The organism is Bordetella sp. (genome assembly GCF_057362025.1).
In genome coordinates this window covers 51,291-67,040 of the sequence record NZ_JBMQQZ010000052.1, presented here as the reverse complement: position 1 = coordinate 67,040, position 15,750 = coordinate 51,291, and the positions used below count along the sequence as shown (strand labels likewise).

Below are 15,750 nucleotides of genomic sequence, written 5' to 3'. Positions count from 1 at the left end.
GAAACAATGAGCACAATCAAGAAAGTGACCTGCCACGTCGTCGCCGCGCCCGTCGAACGGCCCTTCACCTCTTCGCGCGGCTGGCTGTACAAAACGCGCGGCTCCTGCATCGTCGAAATCGAGACTGCCGACGGCGTGGTGGGCTGGGGCGAGTGCTACGGACCGGCGCAGGTGGCGCGCGCCTATATCGAATCGCAGTACGGCCCGCGCATCGTCGGGCGCGATGCCTTCGACGTGGAGGTCATCTGGGAAGACCTCTACAACCGCATCAAGGACTACGGCAATACGGGCATGGCGATATCGGCGCTGAGCGGCATCGATATCGCGCTGTGGGACATCATCGGCAAGGTGTGCGGCAAGCCCGTGCACAAGCTGATCGGCGGCGCGTACCGCACCGAGGTCCAGTCGTACGCCACGGGCCTGTACTTCATCGATATGGATCGCCTGATCGAAGAAGCCGTGGAAGAGGCCAGGGAATACGTGGATCAGGGTTTCCAGGCGATCAAGATGAAGATCGGCCTGGGATCGCCCAAGCTGGATATCCAGCGGGTGGCGGCGGTGCGCGAAGCGGTGGGCGACGATGTCCGCCTGATGGTGGACGCGAACCATTGCTTCACCGTGCCTGCCGCCATCCGCCTGGGCCGCGAGCTCGAACGCCTGAACATCGAGTGGTTCGAAGAGCCGATTTCGCCCGAAGACCTGGACGGATACGTCGAGGTCACGCGCGCGCTGGACATCGCCGTGGCCGGCGGCGAAAACGAATTCACGCGCTGGGGTTTTCGCGACATCGTCGCGCGCAAGGCCATGGACATCGTGCAGCCCGACGTGTGCGCGGCCGGCGGGATCAGCGAATGCCGCAAGATCGCGGCGCTGGCCATCTCGCATGGCGTGGAGTGCGTGCCGCATGCCTGGGGTTCGGCGATCGGCCTGGCCGCCACGCTGCATTTCCTGGCCGCCCTGCCCGACCAGCCGCCCAGCTTCCGGCCCATGCCGCCACTGCTCGAATTCGAGCAATGCGAAAACCCCTTCCGCGACCTGCTGACCGTCGAGCCCATCGAGCAGCGGCGCGGTGTCGTGCAAATCCCCACCGGGGCGGGGCTGGGCATCGAGATCAAGCGCGACGTGCTCGATCGCTACCGCGTCGCCTGAGGCCGCCATGCGATTCGTTTCCTTCTACCGCGCCGACGGCCACGCGGTGCCTGGTTTCATCGACCAGGACGGTTCCGGCGCCGCCTGCGTGGTCGATGTCACGCTGCCCGGCAACGATCCATGGGCGGCCGCGCTGCCGCCCGACATGTTGTCCTGGATCGACATGGGCCTGGACCGCCTGGCGGCGCGGCTGCGCGACTGCCGGTTTGCCGCCGACGCCCGAATTCCGCTGGCCGACGCGCGGCTGGCGGCGCCCTTGCCCAGGCCCGGCAAGATCGTCGGCGCGGCATTCAATTATCGCGACGCCTTGCGGGAGCGCGACATGGCGCCACCCGCCACGCCGGTGATTTTCATCAAGTCCGGCCGCACCGTCATCGGGCCGGACCAGCCCGTGCGCGTGGCGGCCGACGTCGGCAATGTCACCTACGAGGCGGAACTGGCGGTGGTGATCGGCCGCACCGCCCTGCGCATCGACGCGGCGCAAGCGCCGGCCCACATCGCCGGCTACATGACGCTGAACGACGTCAGCGCGAGCGACATGGTGCGCGCCGACAAAGCCTTCGTGCGCGGCAAAAACCAAGCCACTTTCTGTCCCTGCGGCCCCTGGATCGCCACGCCGGACGAAGTCGCAGAGCCCGGGGCGCTGGCGGTCACGCTGCGGCTGGACGGCACGCTGCGCCAGGCCGGCAATACTGCCGACCTGGTGTTCGGCATCGCCGAGCTGATCGCGTATGCCTCTACCCAGATGCCCCTGGACCCGGGCGATATCATTGCAACCGGCACGCCGGCCGGCGTGGCCGCCTCCCACCAACCCGCGGCATGGCTGCGGCCCGGCTCGGCGATGGTCGCCGAAGTCCAGGGCCTGGGCGCGCTGCGCAACCCGATCACAACGGACGATTCCTGATGCCCTCGCAACCCATCGTGGTGCTGACCAGCGCCATCCATTCCGACGAACACGCCCGCCTGGCCGCCCATGCGACGGTGCGCGTGCCGCCGGACGCGCGCCCCGAAACCTTGAAGGTTGCCGTGGCCGATGCCGACGGCCTGGTCGTGCGCAATCCGCTGCCGGCCGATATTTTCGAACAGGCGCCGCGGCTGAAGGGCGTGGTGCGCCACGGCGTGGGGCTGGACATGATCCCCATGGAGGCAGCCAACCGGCACCGCATCCCGGTGGCGAACATCCCGGGCTCCAATACGGCATCGGTGGTCGAGTACTGCCTGGCCGCGATGCTGCACCTGCGGCGCCGCCTGGCGGCGGTGGACGCCATGCTGCGCGCGCAAGGCTGGGCGCCGGCGCGTTCCTTTGGCGAAAGCGGCGACGAACTGGCCGGCCAGACACTCGGCATCGTTGGCGTGGGCGCCATCGGCGGCCGGCTGGCCGCCCTGGCCCAGGCGCTGGATATGCGGGTACTCGGCCTGACGCGCCGCCCGCAGACGCTGCCGGCCGGCGTGCAGGCGGTCGACAAGCCCACGCTGATGCGCGAATCCGATGTAATCGTGCTGGCCTGCCCGCTGAACGAGCAAACGCGCGGGCTGATCGACGCGCATGCCCTGGCGCTGGCCAAGCCCGATGCCTTGCTGATCAATGTGGCGCGTGGGCCCGTCGTGGATGCCGCCGCGCTGCTCGCGGCCATCGGCGCGGGCCGCCTGGGCGGCGCGGCGCTGGACGTTCACGATGTCCAGCCCCTGCCCGCCGATGCCCAGGTGTTCCGGCATCCCGGCCTGCTGCTGACGCCGCACCTGGCCGGCAGCACCGCCGCCAGCATGCGGCGCATGAGCCGCGGCGCGGTGGACGAAATGCTGCGCATCCTGGACGGCGAGCCGCCGGTGAATTGGGTGAACCGGAATGAGATAAACGCCGACTGAGGCCGTCCCGCGCGGCGCGAACGCCGCGACGGCGGCGGTGCGATTCAAGAAAAGAGAGGAGACACCATGCGAATCACCGATCTGAAAGCGGTACCGATTTCCTTTCCCGTACCGGAGAACAAATCCGTGCGCCTGGGCATCGGCCGCAGCGTCAAGCGCGATGCCGTGCTGGTGCGCGTCGACACCGATGAAGGCGTGACGGGCTGGGGGGAAGCGCATCACGGGCGCTGCCCGGGCGCCATCGCCAGGCTGATCGACACCACGGTGCGCGAACTGGTCCTGGGCATGGACCCGCGCGACGTCAGCGGGGTGACCGCGCGGGTCCTGAAGATGCAGTTCGCCAGCCATGGCATGGGCGCCGCGGCCGCGCTGGCCTTGAGCGGCGTGGACCTGGCGCTATGGGACATCCGCTGCCAGCTTACCGGCTGGCCGCTGTATCGCCTGCTGGGCGGCGCGGCCAGGCCGGTGAAGGCCTATGCGGGCGGTATCGCGCTGGGCTGGCAGGCCCCGGAAAGCCTTGCGCAGGAAGCGCTGGGGCTGGTCGAACACGGCTACCGCGCGCTGAAGCTGCGCGTGGGCGATACGCCGGCGCGCGACGTCGCGCGCGTGCGGGCCGTGCGCACGGCGGTGGGCGAGGACATCGACATCCTGGTCGACGCCAACACGAACTACCGCATCGAGGATGTGCGGCGCGTCATGCCCGCCTACGAGGAGTGCCAGGTGGTATGGCTGGAAGAACCCTTCCCCGCCCACGATCACCATGCCTACTCCACCGCGGCGCGACTGGGCCGCGTGCCGCTGGCGGCCGGCGAAAACCACTACACCCGCTACGAATTCGGACCGCTGCTGGAATCCGGCAGCGTCGGGTATGTGCAGCCGGATCTGTCCAAGGTGGGCGGGGTCACCGAAGCCATGCGGGTGGCGGCGATGGCGGCGGCGCGCAAGCTGTCGGTGAACCCGCACACGTCGGCCACGGCGATCAACATGGCGACGTCCATCCACTATTTGTGCGCCGTGGATAACCCGGGCTACTTCGAGGCGGACGTCACCGCGCTGAATCCCTTCCGCGACGATATGATGGACCGGCTTCCCTATACGCTGGACAAGGACGGCTGCGTGCAGCCGCATGACGGCGTGGGCATCGGCCTGCGCATCGATGCGGCCTTCCTTGCCGCGCATCCCCTGATCGAAGGCCCCTGCTACGTGTAAGGCCACGGCCGACGCAGGGATACACACGATTGCCACGCGGGCGCGGCCATGCTGAACTGGCCGCATGAATCTGCGCCAGATCGAAGTTTTCCGTGCGGTCATGATGGCCGGCTCGGTCAGCGGAGCCGCCCAGCTCCTGCACGTCTCCCAGCCGGCGGTCAGCCGGCTCATCGCCTATACGGAACAGCGGCTGGGTTTCCCGCTGTTCCAGCGACTGCGCGGCCGCCTGCATCCCACGGCCGAAGCCCATAAGCTGTTCACCGAAGTGGAAGCGCTGTACCAAGGCGTGCAACGCATCAACGGGCTTGCCGGCGACATGGCCAACCAGGCCGGCGGCGTGCTGCGCATCGCCTGCAGCCCCAGCCTGGCCTACGGCCTGCTGCCCATGGCGATCGCCTCATTCGCCCAGCGCCATCCGGATGCCAAGGTCGTGGTCGAAGGCATGCTCGCCAAGCCGCTCGCGGACGCCGTCCTGACGCAGACCGTGGATGTCGCGGTGGCCATCGTTCCCTTGCAGCATCCCCGCATCCAGACACATAAGCTGTTCCGCAACCGCGTGGTGGCGGTGTTGCCGGGCGGGCATCGCCTGGCCGAGCGCAAGCGGCTGCGCATCACGGACCTGCGCCACGAACGCGTCATCGGCTACAGCCCGGAAACGCCGCTGGCCCATGCCATCGGACGGCTGTATGACGGCGCGCATCTGGCCCCGCGCTGGGTCGCCGAAGTCAAGCAGACCCATGTGGCCTGCGCCATGGTGCAACAAGGCATGGGCATCGCGCTGGTGGATGAACAGGCGCAGCTGGGCGGCGCCTGGCCAGGCCTGCGGATGCGGGAGATCACCCCGACCATCGACCTGCAGATCCGCGTGGGCTACGCCCGCCATGAACCGCTGTCGGCCACGTCGCAGGCATTCGTCGACGAACTGCAGTCCCTGCGCCACCCGCTGCTGGCGCCCGCGGCGTAATACCTCCCCGCAAAGCCAATGCCGGCGCGGCAAATAACACGGCGTTATGGAAATTTTCCATATCGGAATACGACATGCGCCCAGCCGCTGCCTAGAATTTCCCCGAAGCCGCCGGCATAGGCGGCGGGAAGGCCAGCCGGCCGTCCGACCGTACAAGGGGTTGAACATGAAGCTCGCATTGCCTTGCCTGGGCCGCTGGCTGGCGGCCGCACTGTTGTCGCTACCGATGACGGCGCGCGCCGCGCCCTATCCGGACCGGCCCGTTACCGTCGTCGTGCCCTATCCGGCCGGCGGTTCGCTCGATACGGTCGGACGGCCGATCGCGCAGATGTTCGAGAAGGCCACCGGCCAGCCCATGATCCTGGAGAATGCCGGCGGCGCCGGCGGCCTGATCGGCGCGGGCAAGGTCGTGAAATCCGCGCCCGACGGCTACACGCTGCTATTGGCCAGCAACGGGCAAGTGACGATCGCGCCCCTGATGTACAAGGACATGCCCTACGACCCCGCGCGCGACCTGCTGCCCGTGGCCCACCTGGTGGACCAGACCGCCGTCCTGTACGCCAGCGCCAAATCTCCCTACAAGACGTTTGCCGATGTCGCCGCGGCCGCGCACTCCGGGCACGAAAGCATTCAATTCGCCTCCAGCGGCAACGGCAGCATTTCGCACCTGGCGCTGGAACTGCTGGCACAGAAAATGGGCACGAAGTTCAACCACGTACCCTACCGGGGCGCCGCGCCGGCGCTGCAGGACCTGGCCGGCGGCCAGGTGCCGTTGTTGTTCACGTTCGTCGGTTCGGCCAAGGCGCTGACGGCCGCGGGCCTGGTCCGCCCCCTGGCCGTCGCGTCGCCGCGCCGGCTGGCGGCCCTGCCCGGGGTCCCCACCTTCGCCGAACTCGGCTACCCCGGTGTCGAAGCGTCGGTCTGGATCGGCCTGATGGCGCCGAAGGGCACGCCGCCAGACCGCATCGACCGGCTTTCGGATGTCGTGGGCGGCCTGTTGCGGCAAGCCGATTTCCAGAAGCTGATGGCCGACAACAACATGGAAGTCCGGGGCGGTTCCATCCAGGCATTCCAGGACATGATGCGCGCGGACGCCGCACGGTGGGACGCGCTGGCCAAGTCGGTCAACCTGGCCGGCAAATAACGCGGCGCGCGATCGCCGCGGGGCGGCGCGCGGACGACACGACTCCGATAAGGTCCTTTCCGTCGGCGCCTCGGCGGCCCCCCATTTTTCGATGGCAACTTTGTTCAACGCAGGAACTTCGATGAAACAGATCACGGGCGTGGCGCCTTCCGGCTCCATGGGAAGCGGCTACAACCTGGCCTCCTTCAAACGCGCCATGCAGGCAAATCCCGACTTCATCGGCCAGGACGCGGGGTCCACCGACATGGGCCCCTACTATCACGGCGCGGACCAGCCCTTCCTGCCGCTGTCCGCCTACCGCCGCGACCTGGCCGTGATGCTGCTGGCGGCACGCGCGGCGAAGATTCCGCTGCTGATCGGATCGGCCATCACCAACGGGTCGAACCGGACCTTGCAACTGATGATCGGATTGGTGCACAAGGTCGCGGCCGAACACAAGCTGTCGTTCAAGCTCGCGGTGATCGGCGCGGAAATCGACAAGTCCCACCTGAAACGCAAGATCGAAGCCGGCCCCATCGAACCGATGGGGCCGGAAGGCATCCTGACGGCCCAGGCGGTGGACGCCGCCGGCCCCATCGTCGCGCAGATGGGCATGGAGCCTTTCATGCAGGCGCTGCAAGCGGGCGCCGAGGTCATCATCGCCGGCCGCGCCTGCGACGACGCCATCTTCGCCGCCCTGCCCGTGCTGCGGGGTTTCGACCCCGGCCTTTCCCTGCATTGCGGCAAGATCCTGGAATGCGCCGGCCTGTCGGCGGTGCCCTACGATCTGGGCGAACCGATGATCGGGCGTGTGCGCCAGGACCACTTCGAGGTCGAGCCCGGCAATCCCGGCAGCCGCTGCACCACGGTATCGGTGGCGGGACATTCGCTGTACGAACGCAGCGATCCCTTCCTGCAGGCGGGCCCGGGCGGCCTGAACGACCTGACGCATGCCAGCTTCGAACAGACCGACGATCGCACGGTGCGCGTGCGCGGCAGCGCTTACGTCAAGGACGCGCAATACCGCGTCAAGCTGGAGGCCGCGGAACAGCTGGGCTATCGCAGCATCGTCGTGGTCGGCATCCGCGACGCGGTCATGATCCGCGAGCTGGACGGCGTGCTGAAGCATGCCCGCGAACGGGCAGAAGAACGCTTCGGCCTGCGGGAAAACGGCATCAGCCTGTTCTTCCGCGCCTACGGCAAGGACGGCGTAATGGGCGAGCTGGAGCCCGAGCGGGAGCCGCCGGCCAAGGAAGTCGGCCTGGTCATCGACGCGGTGGCGCCGGACCAGGACACGGCGACCGCGGTCGCGATGTTCACCCGCGGCGTACTGCAGCACGCCCACTATCCCGGCATCCTGACCACGGCCGGCAATATGGCTTATCCGTTTTCCCCTTTCGGCATTCCGGTGGGGCCCGCCTACCGCTTTTCGGTCTACCACCTCATGCCCGTCGCCGACGCGTGCGAGTGCTTTCCCATCCACTACGAGACCATCAGGAACTAAGGCCATGGAGACCCGGACCCAACCCATGACGGCCTATGCCAAGGTCATCCGCAGCAAGAATTCCGGCCCCTTCGAATTGACCTTCGACATCATGTTCGACCAGGACGCCCCCTACCTGCACGTCAAGCGCAGCGGCGTGATCAGCACCGAAAACGTCGCCCGCGCCTTTTCCATCGCACCGGCGCAAGTCCTGGTGTGCACGCCCTTCGATGCCGCGCGCGCATTCAAGATCACGATCAGGCGCCCGGTCAGTTCGGGCGACGTGCTGGACCGCGACGTCTATGGCTGCCAGCAGCACGTGCCGCTGACGCGCATCCAGGTTCCCGACTGAAGCCGGGCCCCGCCGCCGGCGACGCGCGCGCCGGCGGGATGGACGCGCCGCACCGCTATTTCGTACAATGAATTTTATTTCATTGATCGAAATAGAGGTCCCATGCATCCCCTGCCGGAAGAAACCCTGGTCGAGCACGTCGTATCCCTGCAGACGCGCCCCATCGCGTCGGCGACGCGGCAGCGCCTCGCGCAGGCCCTGCTGGACTGGTTCACGGCGGGCTGGTCCGGCATGCCGCTGGAGGCGGCGGCGCGATTGCGGCAACTGGCCGCGTTATGCCATCCCGGCCCGGGCGACGCGCCGGCCTTTGGCGGCGAGCGCCTGGGCGCCATGGCGGCGGCATTCGCCAATGCGGGCATCGCGCATTTGCGGGAAATCGACGATGCCCATCGCGCGGCGATGCTGCATCCCGGCATCGTGGCGGTATCGCCGGTGTTGGCGCTGGCCGCCCAGCAAGGCCTCACGCAGCGGCAGGCGGCCGACGCCATCATCGCGGGATACGAGGTGGCGCTGCGGGTCGGCGAAGCGCTGGGAACGCGGCACGCGGCAAACTTCCACGCCACCGCCACCGCCGGCGCGCTGGGCGCGGCCGCGGCGGCGGCGGTGGCCCTGGGCCTGCCGGCCGACCGCATGCATCACGCGCTGGGCATCGCCGCCACCCAGGCCGCGGGCCTGTGGCAGTTGGTCGACGACGATGCGCACGAATCCAAATCGCTGCACCCCGCCATGGCAGTGCGCAACGGCCTGACGGCGGCCTATGCCGCCCGGGCGGGGCTGCCGGGCGCACGGGCTTTCTTTACCGGCAAGCGCGGCATGTACGCCCTGCTGGCGGGCGATGGAGCGGTTTCGGTACTGGACGGCGAGCGCGATGCGCCGGAGCGGATCAACACCGCCACCATCAAGGCCTGGCCTTGCTGCGCGCAGCTCTTCACGCCGCTGGATGCGGCGCACGGGCTGCGCCAGGCGCATGGGATCGGCGCGGAAGACATCGCCTCGGTCGAAGTCGTGATCTTCCCGCACGCCTTGAAAATAGCGGGCGTGCATTGGCCGACCAAGCCGGCCGAAACCGCATTCTGCCTGCGCTATGTCATGGCCCGGCTGCTGCTTGCGGGCAAGCTCGGCATCCAGGACATGGAAACGCCCGATCTGTCCTGCCCGGCCTTGCTCGATCTTGCCGAACGGATAACGGTCAGGACTGACGAGGGCTTCCAGCAGGCGTTTCCACGCAAGCGGCCCAGCCGCGTGACCCTGGTCCTGCGCGACGGCCGCACGCTGAGCGCGTTGCGCGAACTGCGGCGCGGGGATCCGGAAGAACCCTACGATTGGGCCGGCATGCAGGCGCGCATGCGCGCGTTCGCCCATACCATGGACGACGCCGCGGCCGCACGCATCGCGGATTGGTGCGCCCGCTATGCCGATCCGGCGCACGACGCCGCGGCAGGCGTGCCCGAAGCGGGCCTGTTCGGCTCCTTCCAGCGTTAACAGGCCCTAGCGTCGCGCGGCCTTGGCCGGCGCATCCGCGGGCAGTTGCCGATCCGCAGGCGCGGACGCGGAAAAACCCTGAGCGCCGAGTTCGCGCCGCACGATATCGGCGGCCTTCAGCTGCGCCTGCTGGTTGTGCCGCGACGCCAGGCCCAGCACGACCATCGCGCCGATGAAAGTCCCGTCGGCCTCGAAGACCGGCAACGCCACGGAAGCCATTTCAGCCACGCGCTCGGCCCGCGTCATCGCGTAGCCCTTCTCGCGGATGGTTTTGGCGGGCGGCGTGGCGCCGCCGGTGAAGGCCAGCAGGATATGCGCCGACGAGCCGCCCGCGCTCAGCGGAATGCGGGTACCGACTTCCAGGTGATGCCGAAGCTCCTGCGAGGTGTTTTCGCGATAGAGGCAGATACGCTCGTCGCCGCTGCGCACATACAGCGCCACGGTTTCTCCGGTCTGCTGCATCACGTTCTGCAGCACCGGCTGTATGCGCGCGCCCAGATCGAAGGTCTGCCGATACAGCATTCCCATGTGCAGGGTCGCCGGCCCCATCGCGTAGTTGCCGTTGTCGTAGCGATGCACCAGCCGCGCGCGCACCAGCACGCCCAGCAGCCGCAGCAGCGTGGCCTTGTCCAGTCCGGTCCGTTCGGCCAGATCGCCCAGGGACAGCCGCAGGGCGTCGTCGCTGAAGCTTTCCAGGATGCTGATGCCGCGCTCGAGCACGCCGACCGGCGGCGTGGGAGTGTTTTTGCTTGACACGTTGGGTCCCAGCTCCTATATTTTCGTTCAATAAAACATATTTTATTCAATGAAATGTCGGCGCGCCATCGGGATCTTCGCGCGCCGCATCGAGGAGACAAGTATCGCTTGCGACGCGGCCGGGCCGTCGACGTGAAGCGAGATTTTCCACCATGGACCATCATTCCCCTTCCCTGCTCGCCGCGCTCGCGGCCGTCGTGGGCGACGCCCATGTACTGACCGGCGCCCAGGACACCGCCCCCTACGTCGCGGAATGGCGTGGCCACTACCCCGGGATCGCCCGCGCCGTCGTGCGGCCCGCCAGCACCGCGCAGGTATCGCGCGTCGTACGCCTGTGCGCCGATGCCGGCGTGCCGCTGGTACCGCAGGGGGGCAATACCGGTCTGGTCGGCGGGTCCACGCCCGACGATTCCGGCCGCGAAATCGTCATCAGCCTGGGGCGCATGACGGCATTGCGCCGCGTCGACCCGCTGGACAACAGCATCACGCTGGAGGCCGGATGCAACGTGCTGGCGGCGCAGCAGGCCGCGCTCGAATGCGGCAGGCTATTCCCCCTGTCGCTGGCCTCGGAAGGCAGCGCCACCATCGGCGGCGTCCTGTCCACCAATGCCGGCGGCGAACAGGTGCTGCGTTATGGCAATACGCGCGAGCTGACCCTGGGGTTGGAAGTCGTGCTGGCCGACGGCCGTGTGCTGGACGCGCTGACGACCTTGCGCAAGGACAATACCGGCTACGACCTCAAGCAGCTGTTCATCGGCGCGGAAGGCACCCTGGGCATCGTCACGGCCGCTGCCTTCAGGTTGTACGCGCAACCGCGCCGGACCGTCACCGGGTGGGTCGCGCTGCCGCATCCGCAAGCCGCCGTGGAGATCCTGGCGATGCTGACCGATGCCGTGGGCGAGCGGGTCACCGCATTCGAATTGCTAAGCCGGGAAGCGTTGGACCAGGTGCTTGCCCATCCCCTGGACGGTATGCGCGATCCGCTCGGCGGCGGTTATCCGTGGGCCGTGCTGTTCGACGTCTCCGAAACCTCGGCCAGCCTGGACCCGTCCGGCGCGGTCGAAGAGGTCCTGGGCCAGGCGCTGGAACGCGGCCTGGCCGGCGATGCCGCGCTGGCCGCATCCGGCCGGCAGGCGCAGGAATTCTGGTCGCTGCGTGAACATGTCCCGGAAGCGCAGCGCCTGCAGGGCCCGTCGATCAAGCACGACATCTCGGTACCCGTCTCGGCCATTCCCGCATTCATCGAGGCCGCCGGCACGGCGCTGCGCGCCGCGATGCCGGGCATCCGCATCGTTTGCTTCGGCCACGTGGGCGACGGCAACCTGCATTACAACCAGAGCAAGCCCCTTGGCATGGAGGACGCGGCATTTCGCGCGCGCGCCCCGGACATCCACGACATCGTCCACGGCATTGCCGCCGGCATGCAGGGATCGATATCCGCCGAGCATGGCATAGGCCGCCTGAAGCAGGACGCCTTCATGCGGCACAAGTCGCCCGTGGCGCTGGACCTGATGGCGCGAATCAAGGCCGCGCTCGATCCCGACGGCGTGTTCAACCCGGGACGGGTCCTGCCACTGGCACGCCGGACGTCCCCTGGCGGCACGCCTTAGCCCCTTTCCTATCGCTTTCCCATCCTCGCAAGGACACCCGATGCCCGTATCCGTATTCGACATGCAATCGCTCCAGCATCTATGGAGCACCGACGAACTGCGCGCGATTTTCTCCGAAGAAAACCGTGTGCAGAAATGGCTGGACTTCGAAGCCGCCCTGGCGGCCTCGCAGGCGGAGCTGGGCATCATTCCGGCCGCCGCCGCCCGCGAGATCGCGCAGAAGGCCAAGGTCGAGAACATCGACCTTGGAAAAATGTCCGCCGAGATACGCCGCATCAAGCATTCGCTGGTGCCCGCGCTCCGGCAGCTGCAGGCCTGCTGCAGCGCCGAGAACGGCGAATGGGTGCACTACGGCGCGACCACGCAGGACGTCGTGGACACCGGGGTGGCGCTACAGCTGAAGGAATTCCATGCCATCGCCCTGCGCGATATCCAGGCGATTGGACGCGAACTGGCCCGCCTGGCGCGCGAGCACCGCGATACCCCCATGGTCGGACGCACGCATGGCGTGCAGGCGCTGCCCATTACCTTCGGGCATAAATGCGCGATCTGGCTGGATGAAATGGGACGCCATTACCGGCGCCTGCGGGAGTGCGAACCGCGCGTTTTGGTGGGCATGGTCGTCGGCGCCGTGGGCAGCCAGGCATCGCTGGGCGAGCAGGCCGCCGAAGTCGAAGCGCGTACCTTGCAGCGCCTGGGCTTGTCCACGCCCGCCATCAGCTGGGCTTCCGCGCGCGACCGCTTCACCGAATACGCCACGCTACTGGCGATGATCGGCGCCACGCTATCGAAGATCGGCAACGAACTCTTCAACATGCAGCGCAACGAGATCGCCGAAGTGGAGGAAGCGTTCTCCGACGGCAAGCTGGGCTCGTCCACCATGCCGCACAAGCGCAACCCGACGTCCGCGGAGAACCTGGCCGGGCTGTCGCGGCCGCTGCGCTACAACGCCACCCTCATGCTGGAAGGCATGGTGCAGGAAGGCGAACGCGACGGCATCGCCTGGAAGATGGAATGGAAAGCCTTGCCCGAATGCTGCGTCATCGCCGGCGCCATGCTGTTCCAGGCGAAGAACCTGTTGGCGGGATTGCGCGTCGACGCGGGCGGCATGGCAAAAAACCTCGACCTGATGCGCGGCTACCTGCTTTCCGAACACGTCATGCTGGAGCTGAGCAGCCGGGTCGGCAAGCAGACGGCGCACGAGTGGATATACGAAGCATCGATGCACGGCATTACCCATAAGCTGGATTTCGCCGACGCCATGCGCCAGCACAAGGCGCTTGCCGGCCTGCTGGGCGAAGACGAAATCCGCCGACTGACCGACCCTGCCGGCTATCTGGGCCAGTGCGGCCCGGCGGTGGACCGGCTGGTGGCCCAGGAGGAAGCAGCAGGCTGGCTACAGGCCTGATTCCGCGTGGCGTGGCTTGCGAGCCGCGCCGGCACGGCAATACATAAAAACCAAAGGAGACAACATGGATCAGAACGATCGAGCCCCACTTCCGGGGCGGCGCCGGCTATTGGCGGCGGGAGCATGGGGCGCCGCGGGCATCCTGGGCGGCGGCCTATCGGTGTCCCGCGCCAGCCCGGCAGCCACGGACTTTCCGGAACGGCCCATCACGCTGGCGGTGGGCTTTCCGCCCGGCGGGGGCGGCGACCTGTACGGCCGCCTGATCGCCACGGCGATGGGGCGCACGCTCAAGCAGACCGTGGTCGTCGAAAACAAGGCCGGCGCGGGCGGCAATATCGCGGCCGGGCTGGTCGCCAAGTCGCCGCCCGACGGCTACACCATGCTGCTGGCGATGAGCGGCAACCTGGCGGTATCGCCGGCGTTGAAGCCCGCCAGTCTGCCGTACAAAGTGCCGGAGGACTTCGCGCCCATCGGATTGATCCTGGAGGCCCCGCACGGCCTGTTCGTGGCGCCGGGTTCCCGCTTCAAGACCGCCGCGGAATTGCTCGCCGCCGCGAAGAAAAAAGAGATGACCTTTGCCTCCACCGGTGCCGGCGGCGCCGCCCACATCGGCATGGAGCGCATCAAGGAACTGGCCGGGCTGAAGCTGCTGCACATTCCCTACCGCGGCTCGGGACCGGCCATTACCGACCTGCTCGGCGGCCAGGTCGATATGTTCTTCGCCACCGCATCGCCGCTGATGCCGCAGGTGCGCCAGGGCGCGCTGCGCCTGCTCGCGGTATCGGGACGAAGCCGCAATCCCAGTCTGCCGGATGTGCCCACCTTCAAGGAGCTGGGCGTGGACATGACGCTGACGCAGTGGTACGGCCTGGCCGCGCCGGCCGGCACGCCACCGGCCATCCTGCGGCTGCTGTCGAACCACCTGAGCCAGGCCCTGAAGGACCCGCAGGTGCGGGAAGTCATCCGCCGGGACGCCGCGGTCGAGCACGACCTGCCGCTGGACCGGTTCACGGCCTATATCGAGCGCGACATCGCGCAATACCGCACGGTCGCCACCCCGGCCCTGCTCAAACAGATCGGCGCCTAGCCGCGCTTACGCCAAGGAGCATTGCATGCTGAACGATTGGACCCAGGTCCTGGCCAACAACCGCCAGGCCGCCGGCGGCCTGGCCAAGAACCATCCGAAGCTGTTGACCGCCTTCCGGGGTCTGAACGAGGCGCAGGGAGCGACCGGCACGCTCGATGCCAGGACACGCGAACTGATCGCGCTGGCGGTCGCGGTGACCACGCGCTGCGACGGCTGCATCGCGTCGCACGCCGCTGCCGCGCGCCAGGCGGGCGTGACGGAGGCCGAACTCAGCGAGGCCCTGGCGACCGCCATCGCCCTGAACGCCGGCGCCGCCTACGTCTATTCCCTGCGCGCCATGGATGCGCTGACCCAGACGGAAGGGTGACGCCGATGCCCTTCGATACCCTGATTTCCGCGCCCGACCTCGCGGCCCGCCTGGCGGGAGAGAACGCACCCCTGGTCGTCGATTGCCGCTTCGACCTGATGGACGCCCAGGCGGGGCAGCGCGCCTATCGGCAAGGCCATCTGCCGGGGGCCCACTACCTGCATCTGGAAAACGACCTGAGCGGCGCCGTTACCGGACGCAACGGCAGGCATCCGCTGCCCGACCGCGACGCGTTCGCCGCCCGCATGGTCGGCCTGGGCGTGGACGGCGATACGCAGGTCGTGGCCTACGACGACGCGGGCGGGATGTATGCCGCCCGGCTGTGGTGGCTGATGCGGTGGCTTGGCCACCGCGCGGTGGCGGTCCTGGACGGCGGCCTGGCCGCCTGGACCGCCGCGGGCTTTCCGACGACCGACCAGCCGGCGTCCGCGCCGCGCCGGCCCGGACGCCTGCGCGTAGGCGACGCCCTGGTCCGCACCGTGTCGCAGCAGGACGTGCGCGAAAACCTGGCCACGCGCGCGCGGCTGGTCGTGGATGCGCGCGCGCCGGACCGCTTCCGCGGCGAGAACGAAACCATCGACCCGGTGGGGGGCCACATACCCGGCGCGCGCAACCGTCTTTTCCGGGAAAACCTGAACGCGCTGGGATACTTCCGCTCGCCGGAGGAACTGCGCGGCGCTTTCGGCAGCGTGCTTGGGGGGTACCGGCCGGAACAAACGGTCAACCAGTGCGGGTCGGGTGTCACGGCCTGCCACAATCTCCTGGCCATGGAAGTCGCGGGCCTGACGGGCGCGGCCCTGTATCCCGGCTCATGGAGCGAGTGGTGCGTGCAGCCCGGCGCGCCCGTGGCTACCGGCCCGGCCGATTGAACCGACGACCGGCCATTCGAATTCG

The 15,750-nt window shown here is 68.2% G+C and carries 15 protein-coding genes; 14 read left to right on the top strand and 1 reads right to left on the bottom strand.

The genetic code is table 11. The annotated features are described in order from the left end of the window. The first annotated feature begins 6 nt into the window (after positions 1-6). The 9 genes from ACO1P8_RS10485 to ACO1P8_RS10445 all read left to right on the top strand — a co-directional run bounded on the left by ACO1P8_RS10485 (position 7) and on the right by ACO1P8_RS10445 (position 9,628). Positions 7-1,149: a mandelate racemase/muconate lactonizing enzyme family protein gene (locus ACO1P8_RS10485; RefSeq protein WP_486295828.1), complete on the top strand. Its 1,143-nt coding sequence runs from the start codon at positions 7-9 to the stop codon at positions 1,147-1,149. 7 nt (positions 1,150-1,156) lie between these two features. After that, positions 1,157-2,053 carry a fumarylacetoacetate hydrolase family protein gene (locus tag ACO1P8_RS10480; RefSeq protein WP_486295827.1) on the top strand — a complete coding sequence of 299 codons (897 nt, stop codon included), beginning with the start codon at positions 1,157-1,159 and terminating at the stop codon, positions 2,051-2,053. After that, positions 2,053-3,015: an NAD(P)-dependent oxidoreductase gene (locus tag ACO1P8_RS10475; RefSeq protein ID WP_486295826.1), complete on the top strand. Its 963-nt coding sequence runs from the start codon at positions 2,053-2,055 to the stop codon at positions 3,013-3,015. The genes ACO1P8_RS10480 and ACO1P8_RS10475 overlap by 1 nt, the downstream gene beginning before the upstream one ends. A 66-nt stretch (positions 3,016-3,081) precedes the next feature. Next, positions 3,082-4,224, top strand: coding sequence for a mandelate racemase/muconate lactonizing enzyme family protein (locus ACO1P8_RS10470; RefSeq protein ID WP_486295825.1), 1,143 nt, complete (start codon positions 3,082-3,084; stop codon positions 4,222-4,224). Positions 4,225-4,288: 64 nt separating this feature from the next. After that, on the top strand, positions 4,289-5,188 hold the full coding sequence (locus ACO1P8_RS10465) for a LysR substrate-binding domain-containing protein (protein ID WP_486295824.1): 900 nt from the start codon (positions 4,289-4,291) through the stop codon (positions 5,186-5,188). Positions 5,189-5,354: 166 nt separating this feature from the next. Continuing rightward, the gene (locus ACO1P8_RS10460; protein ID WP_486295823.1) at positions 5,355-6,332 is read left to right on the top strand and encodes a Bug family tripartite tricarboxylate transporter substrate binding protein; all 978 of its coding nucleotides are present in this window, start codon (positions 5,355-5,357) and stop codon (positions 6,330-6,332) included. 121 nt (positions 6,333-6,453) lie between these two features. Continuing rightward, on the top strand, positions 6,454-7,815 hold the full coding sequence (locus ACO1P8_RS10455) for an acyclic terpene utilization AtuA family protein (RefSeq protein WP_486295822.1): 1,362 nt from the start codon (positions 6,454-6,456) through the stop codon (positions 7,813-7,815). Between the two features lie 4 nt (positions 7,816-7,819). After that, positions 7,820-8,146: a DUF4387 domain-containing protein gene (locus tag ACO1P8_RS10450; RefSeq protein WP_486295821.1), complete on the top strand. Its 327-nt coding sequence runs from the start codon at positions 7,820-7,822 to the stop codon at positions 8,144-8,146. Positions 8,147-8,248: 102 nt separating this feature from the next. Further along, positions 8,249-9,628 (top strand): MmgE/PrpD family protein, encoded by a 1,380-nt coding sequence (locus ACO1P8_RS10445; protein ID WP_486295820.1) that lies wholly within the window; start codon positions 8,249-8,251, stop codon positions 9,626-9,628. A 6-nt stretch (positions 9,629-9,634) separates the two neighbouring features. On the opposite strand, the gene ACO1P8_RS10440 is transcribed toward ACO1P8_RS10445, so the two are convergent. Continuing rightward, on the bottom strand, positions 9,635-10,384 hold the full coding sequence (locus ACO1P8_RS10440) for an IclR family transcriptional regulator (RefSeq protein ID WP_486295819.1): 750 nt from the start codon (positions 10,382-10,384) through the stop codon (positions 9,635-9,637). 152 nt (positions 10,385-10,536) lie between these two features. Here ACO1P8_RS10440 and ACO1P8_RS10435 point away from each other — a divergent pair, with 152 nt between their 5' ends. The 5 genes from ACO1P8_RS10435 (at position 10,537) to ACO1P8_RS10415 (ending at position 15,725) form a co-directional block, all read left to right on the top strand. Beyond that, positions 10,537-11,994 (top strand): FAD-binding oxidoreductase, encoded by a 1,458-nt coding sequence (locus ACO1P8_RS10435; RefSeq protein WP_486295818.1) that lies wholly within the window; start codon positions 10,537-10,539, stop codon positions 11,992-11,994. Between the two features lie 40 nt (positions 11,995-12,034). Further along, the gene (gene purB / locus ACO1P8_RS10430; RefSeq protein ID WP_486295817.1) at positions 12,035-13,402 is read left to right on the top strand and encodes an adenylosuccinate lyase; all 1,368 of its coding nucleotides are present in this window, start codon (positions 12,035-12,037) and stop codon (positions 13,400-13,402) included. Positions 13,403-13,466: 64 nt separating this feature from the next. Continuing rightward, positions 13,467-14,489 (top strand): Bug family tripartite tricarboxylate transporter substrate binding protein, encoded by a 1,023-nt coding sequence (locus tag ACO1P8_RS10425; RefSeq protein ID WP_486295816.1) that lies wholly within the window; start codon positions 13,467-13,469, stop codon positions 14,487-14,489. Between the two features lie 25 nt (positions 14,490-14,514). After that, complete coding sequence (locus ACO1P8_RS10420) at positions 14,515-14,856, top strand: carboxymuconolactone decarboxylase family protein (protein ID WP_486295815.1); 342 nt, start codon at positions 14,515-14,517, stop codon at positions 14,854-14,856. A gap of 5 nt (positions 14,857-14,861) precedes the next feature. Then, on the top strand, positions 14,862-15,725 hold the full coding sequence (locus ACO1P8_RS10415; RefSeq protein ID WP_486295814.1) for a sulfurtransferase: 864 nt from the start codon (positions 14,862-14,864) through the stop codon (positions 15,723-15,725). Positions 15,726-15,750 lie beyond the last annotated feature (25 nt).

Bases quoted from the DNA above. Each gene is read 5' to 3' on its own strand.
- ACO1P8_RS10465 (WP_486295824.1), top strand. From the start codon at position 4,289: ATGAATCTGCGCCAGATCGAAGTTTTCCGTGCGGTCATGATGGCCGGC.
- purB (WP_486295817.1), top strand. From the start codon at position 12,035: ATGCCCGTATCCGTATTCGACATGCAATCGCTCCAGCATCTATGGAGC.
- ACO1P8_RS10420 (WP_486295815.1), top strand. From the start codon at position 14,515: ATGCTGAACGATTGGACCCAGGTCCTGGCCAACAACCGCCAGGCCGCC.
- ACO1P8_RS10435 (WP_486295818.1), top strand. From the start codon at position 10,537: ATGGACCATCATTCCCCTTCCCTGCTCGCCGCGCTCGCGGCCGTCGTG.
- ACO1P8_RS10425 (WP_486295816.1), top strand. From the start codon at position 13,467: ATGGATCAGAACGATCGAGCCCCACTTCCGGGGCGGCGCCGGCTATTG.
- ACO1P8_RS10480 (WP_486295827.1), top strand. From the start codon at position 1,157: ATGCGATTCGTTTCCTTCTACCGCGCCGACGGCCACGCGGTGCCTGGT.
- ACO1P8_RS10455 (WP_486295822.1), top strand. From the start codon at position 6,454: ATGAAACAGATCACGGGCGTGGCGCCTTCCGGCTCCATGGGAAGCGGC.
- ACO1P8_RS10475 (WP_486295826.1), top strand. From the start codon at position 2,053: ATGCCCTCGCAACCCATCGTGGTGCTGACCAGCGCCATCCATTCCGAC.
- ACO1P8_RS10415 (WP_486295814.1), top strand. From the start codon at position 14,862: ATGCCCTTCGATACCCTGATTTCCGCGCCCGACCTCGCGGCCCGCCTG.
- ACO1P8_RS10470 (WP_486295825.1), top strand. From the start codon at position 3,082: ATGCGAATCACCGATCTGAAAGCGGTACCGATTTCCTTTCCCGTACCG.
- ACO1P8_RS10485 (WP_486295828.1), top strand. From the start codon at position 7: ATGAGCACAATCAAGAAAGTGACCTGCCACGTCGTCGCCGCGCCCGTC.
- ACO1P8_RS10460 (WP_486295823.1), top strand. From the start codon at position 5,355: ATGAAGCTCGCATTGCCTTGCCTGGGCCGCTGGCTGGCGGCCGCACTG.
- ACO1P8_RS10450 (WP_486295821.1), top strand. From the start codon at position 7,820: ATGGAGACCCGGACCCAACCCATGACGGCCTATGCCAAGGTCATCCGC.
- ACO1P8_RS10445 (WP_486295820.1), top strand. From the start codon at position 8,249: ATGCATCCCCTGCCGGAAGAAACCCTGGTCGAGCACGTCGTATCCCTG.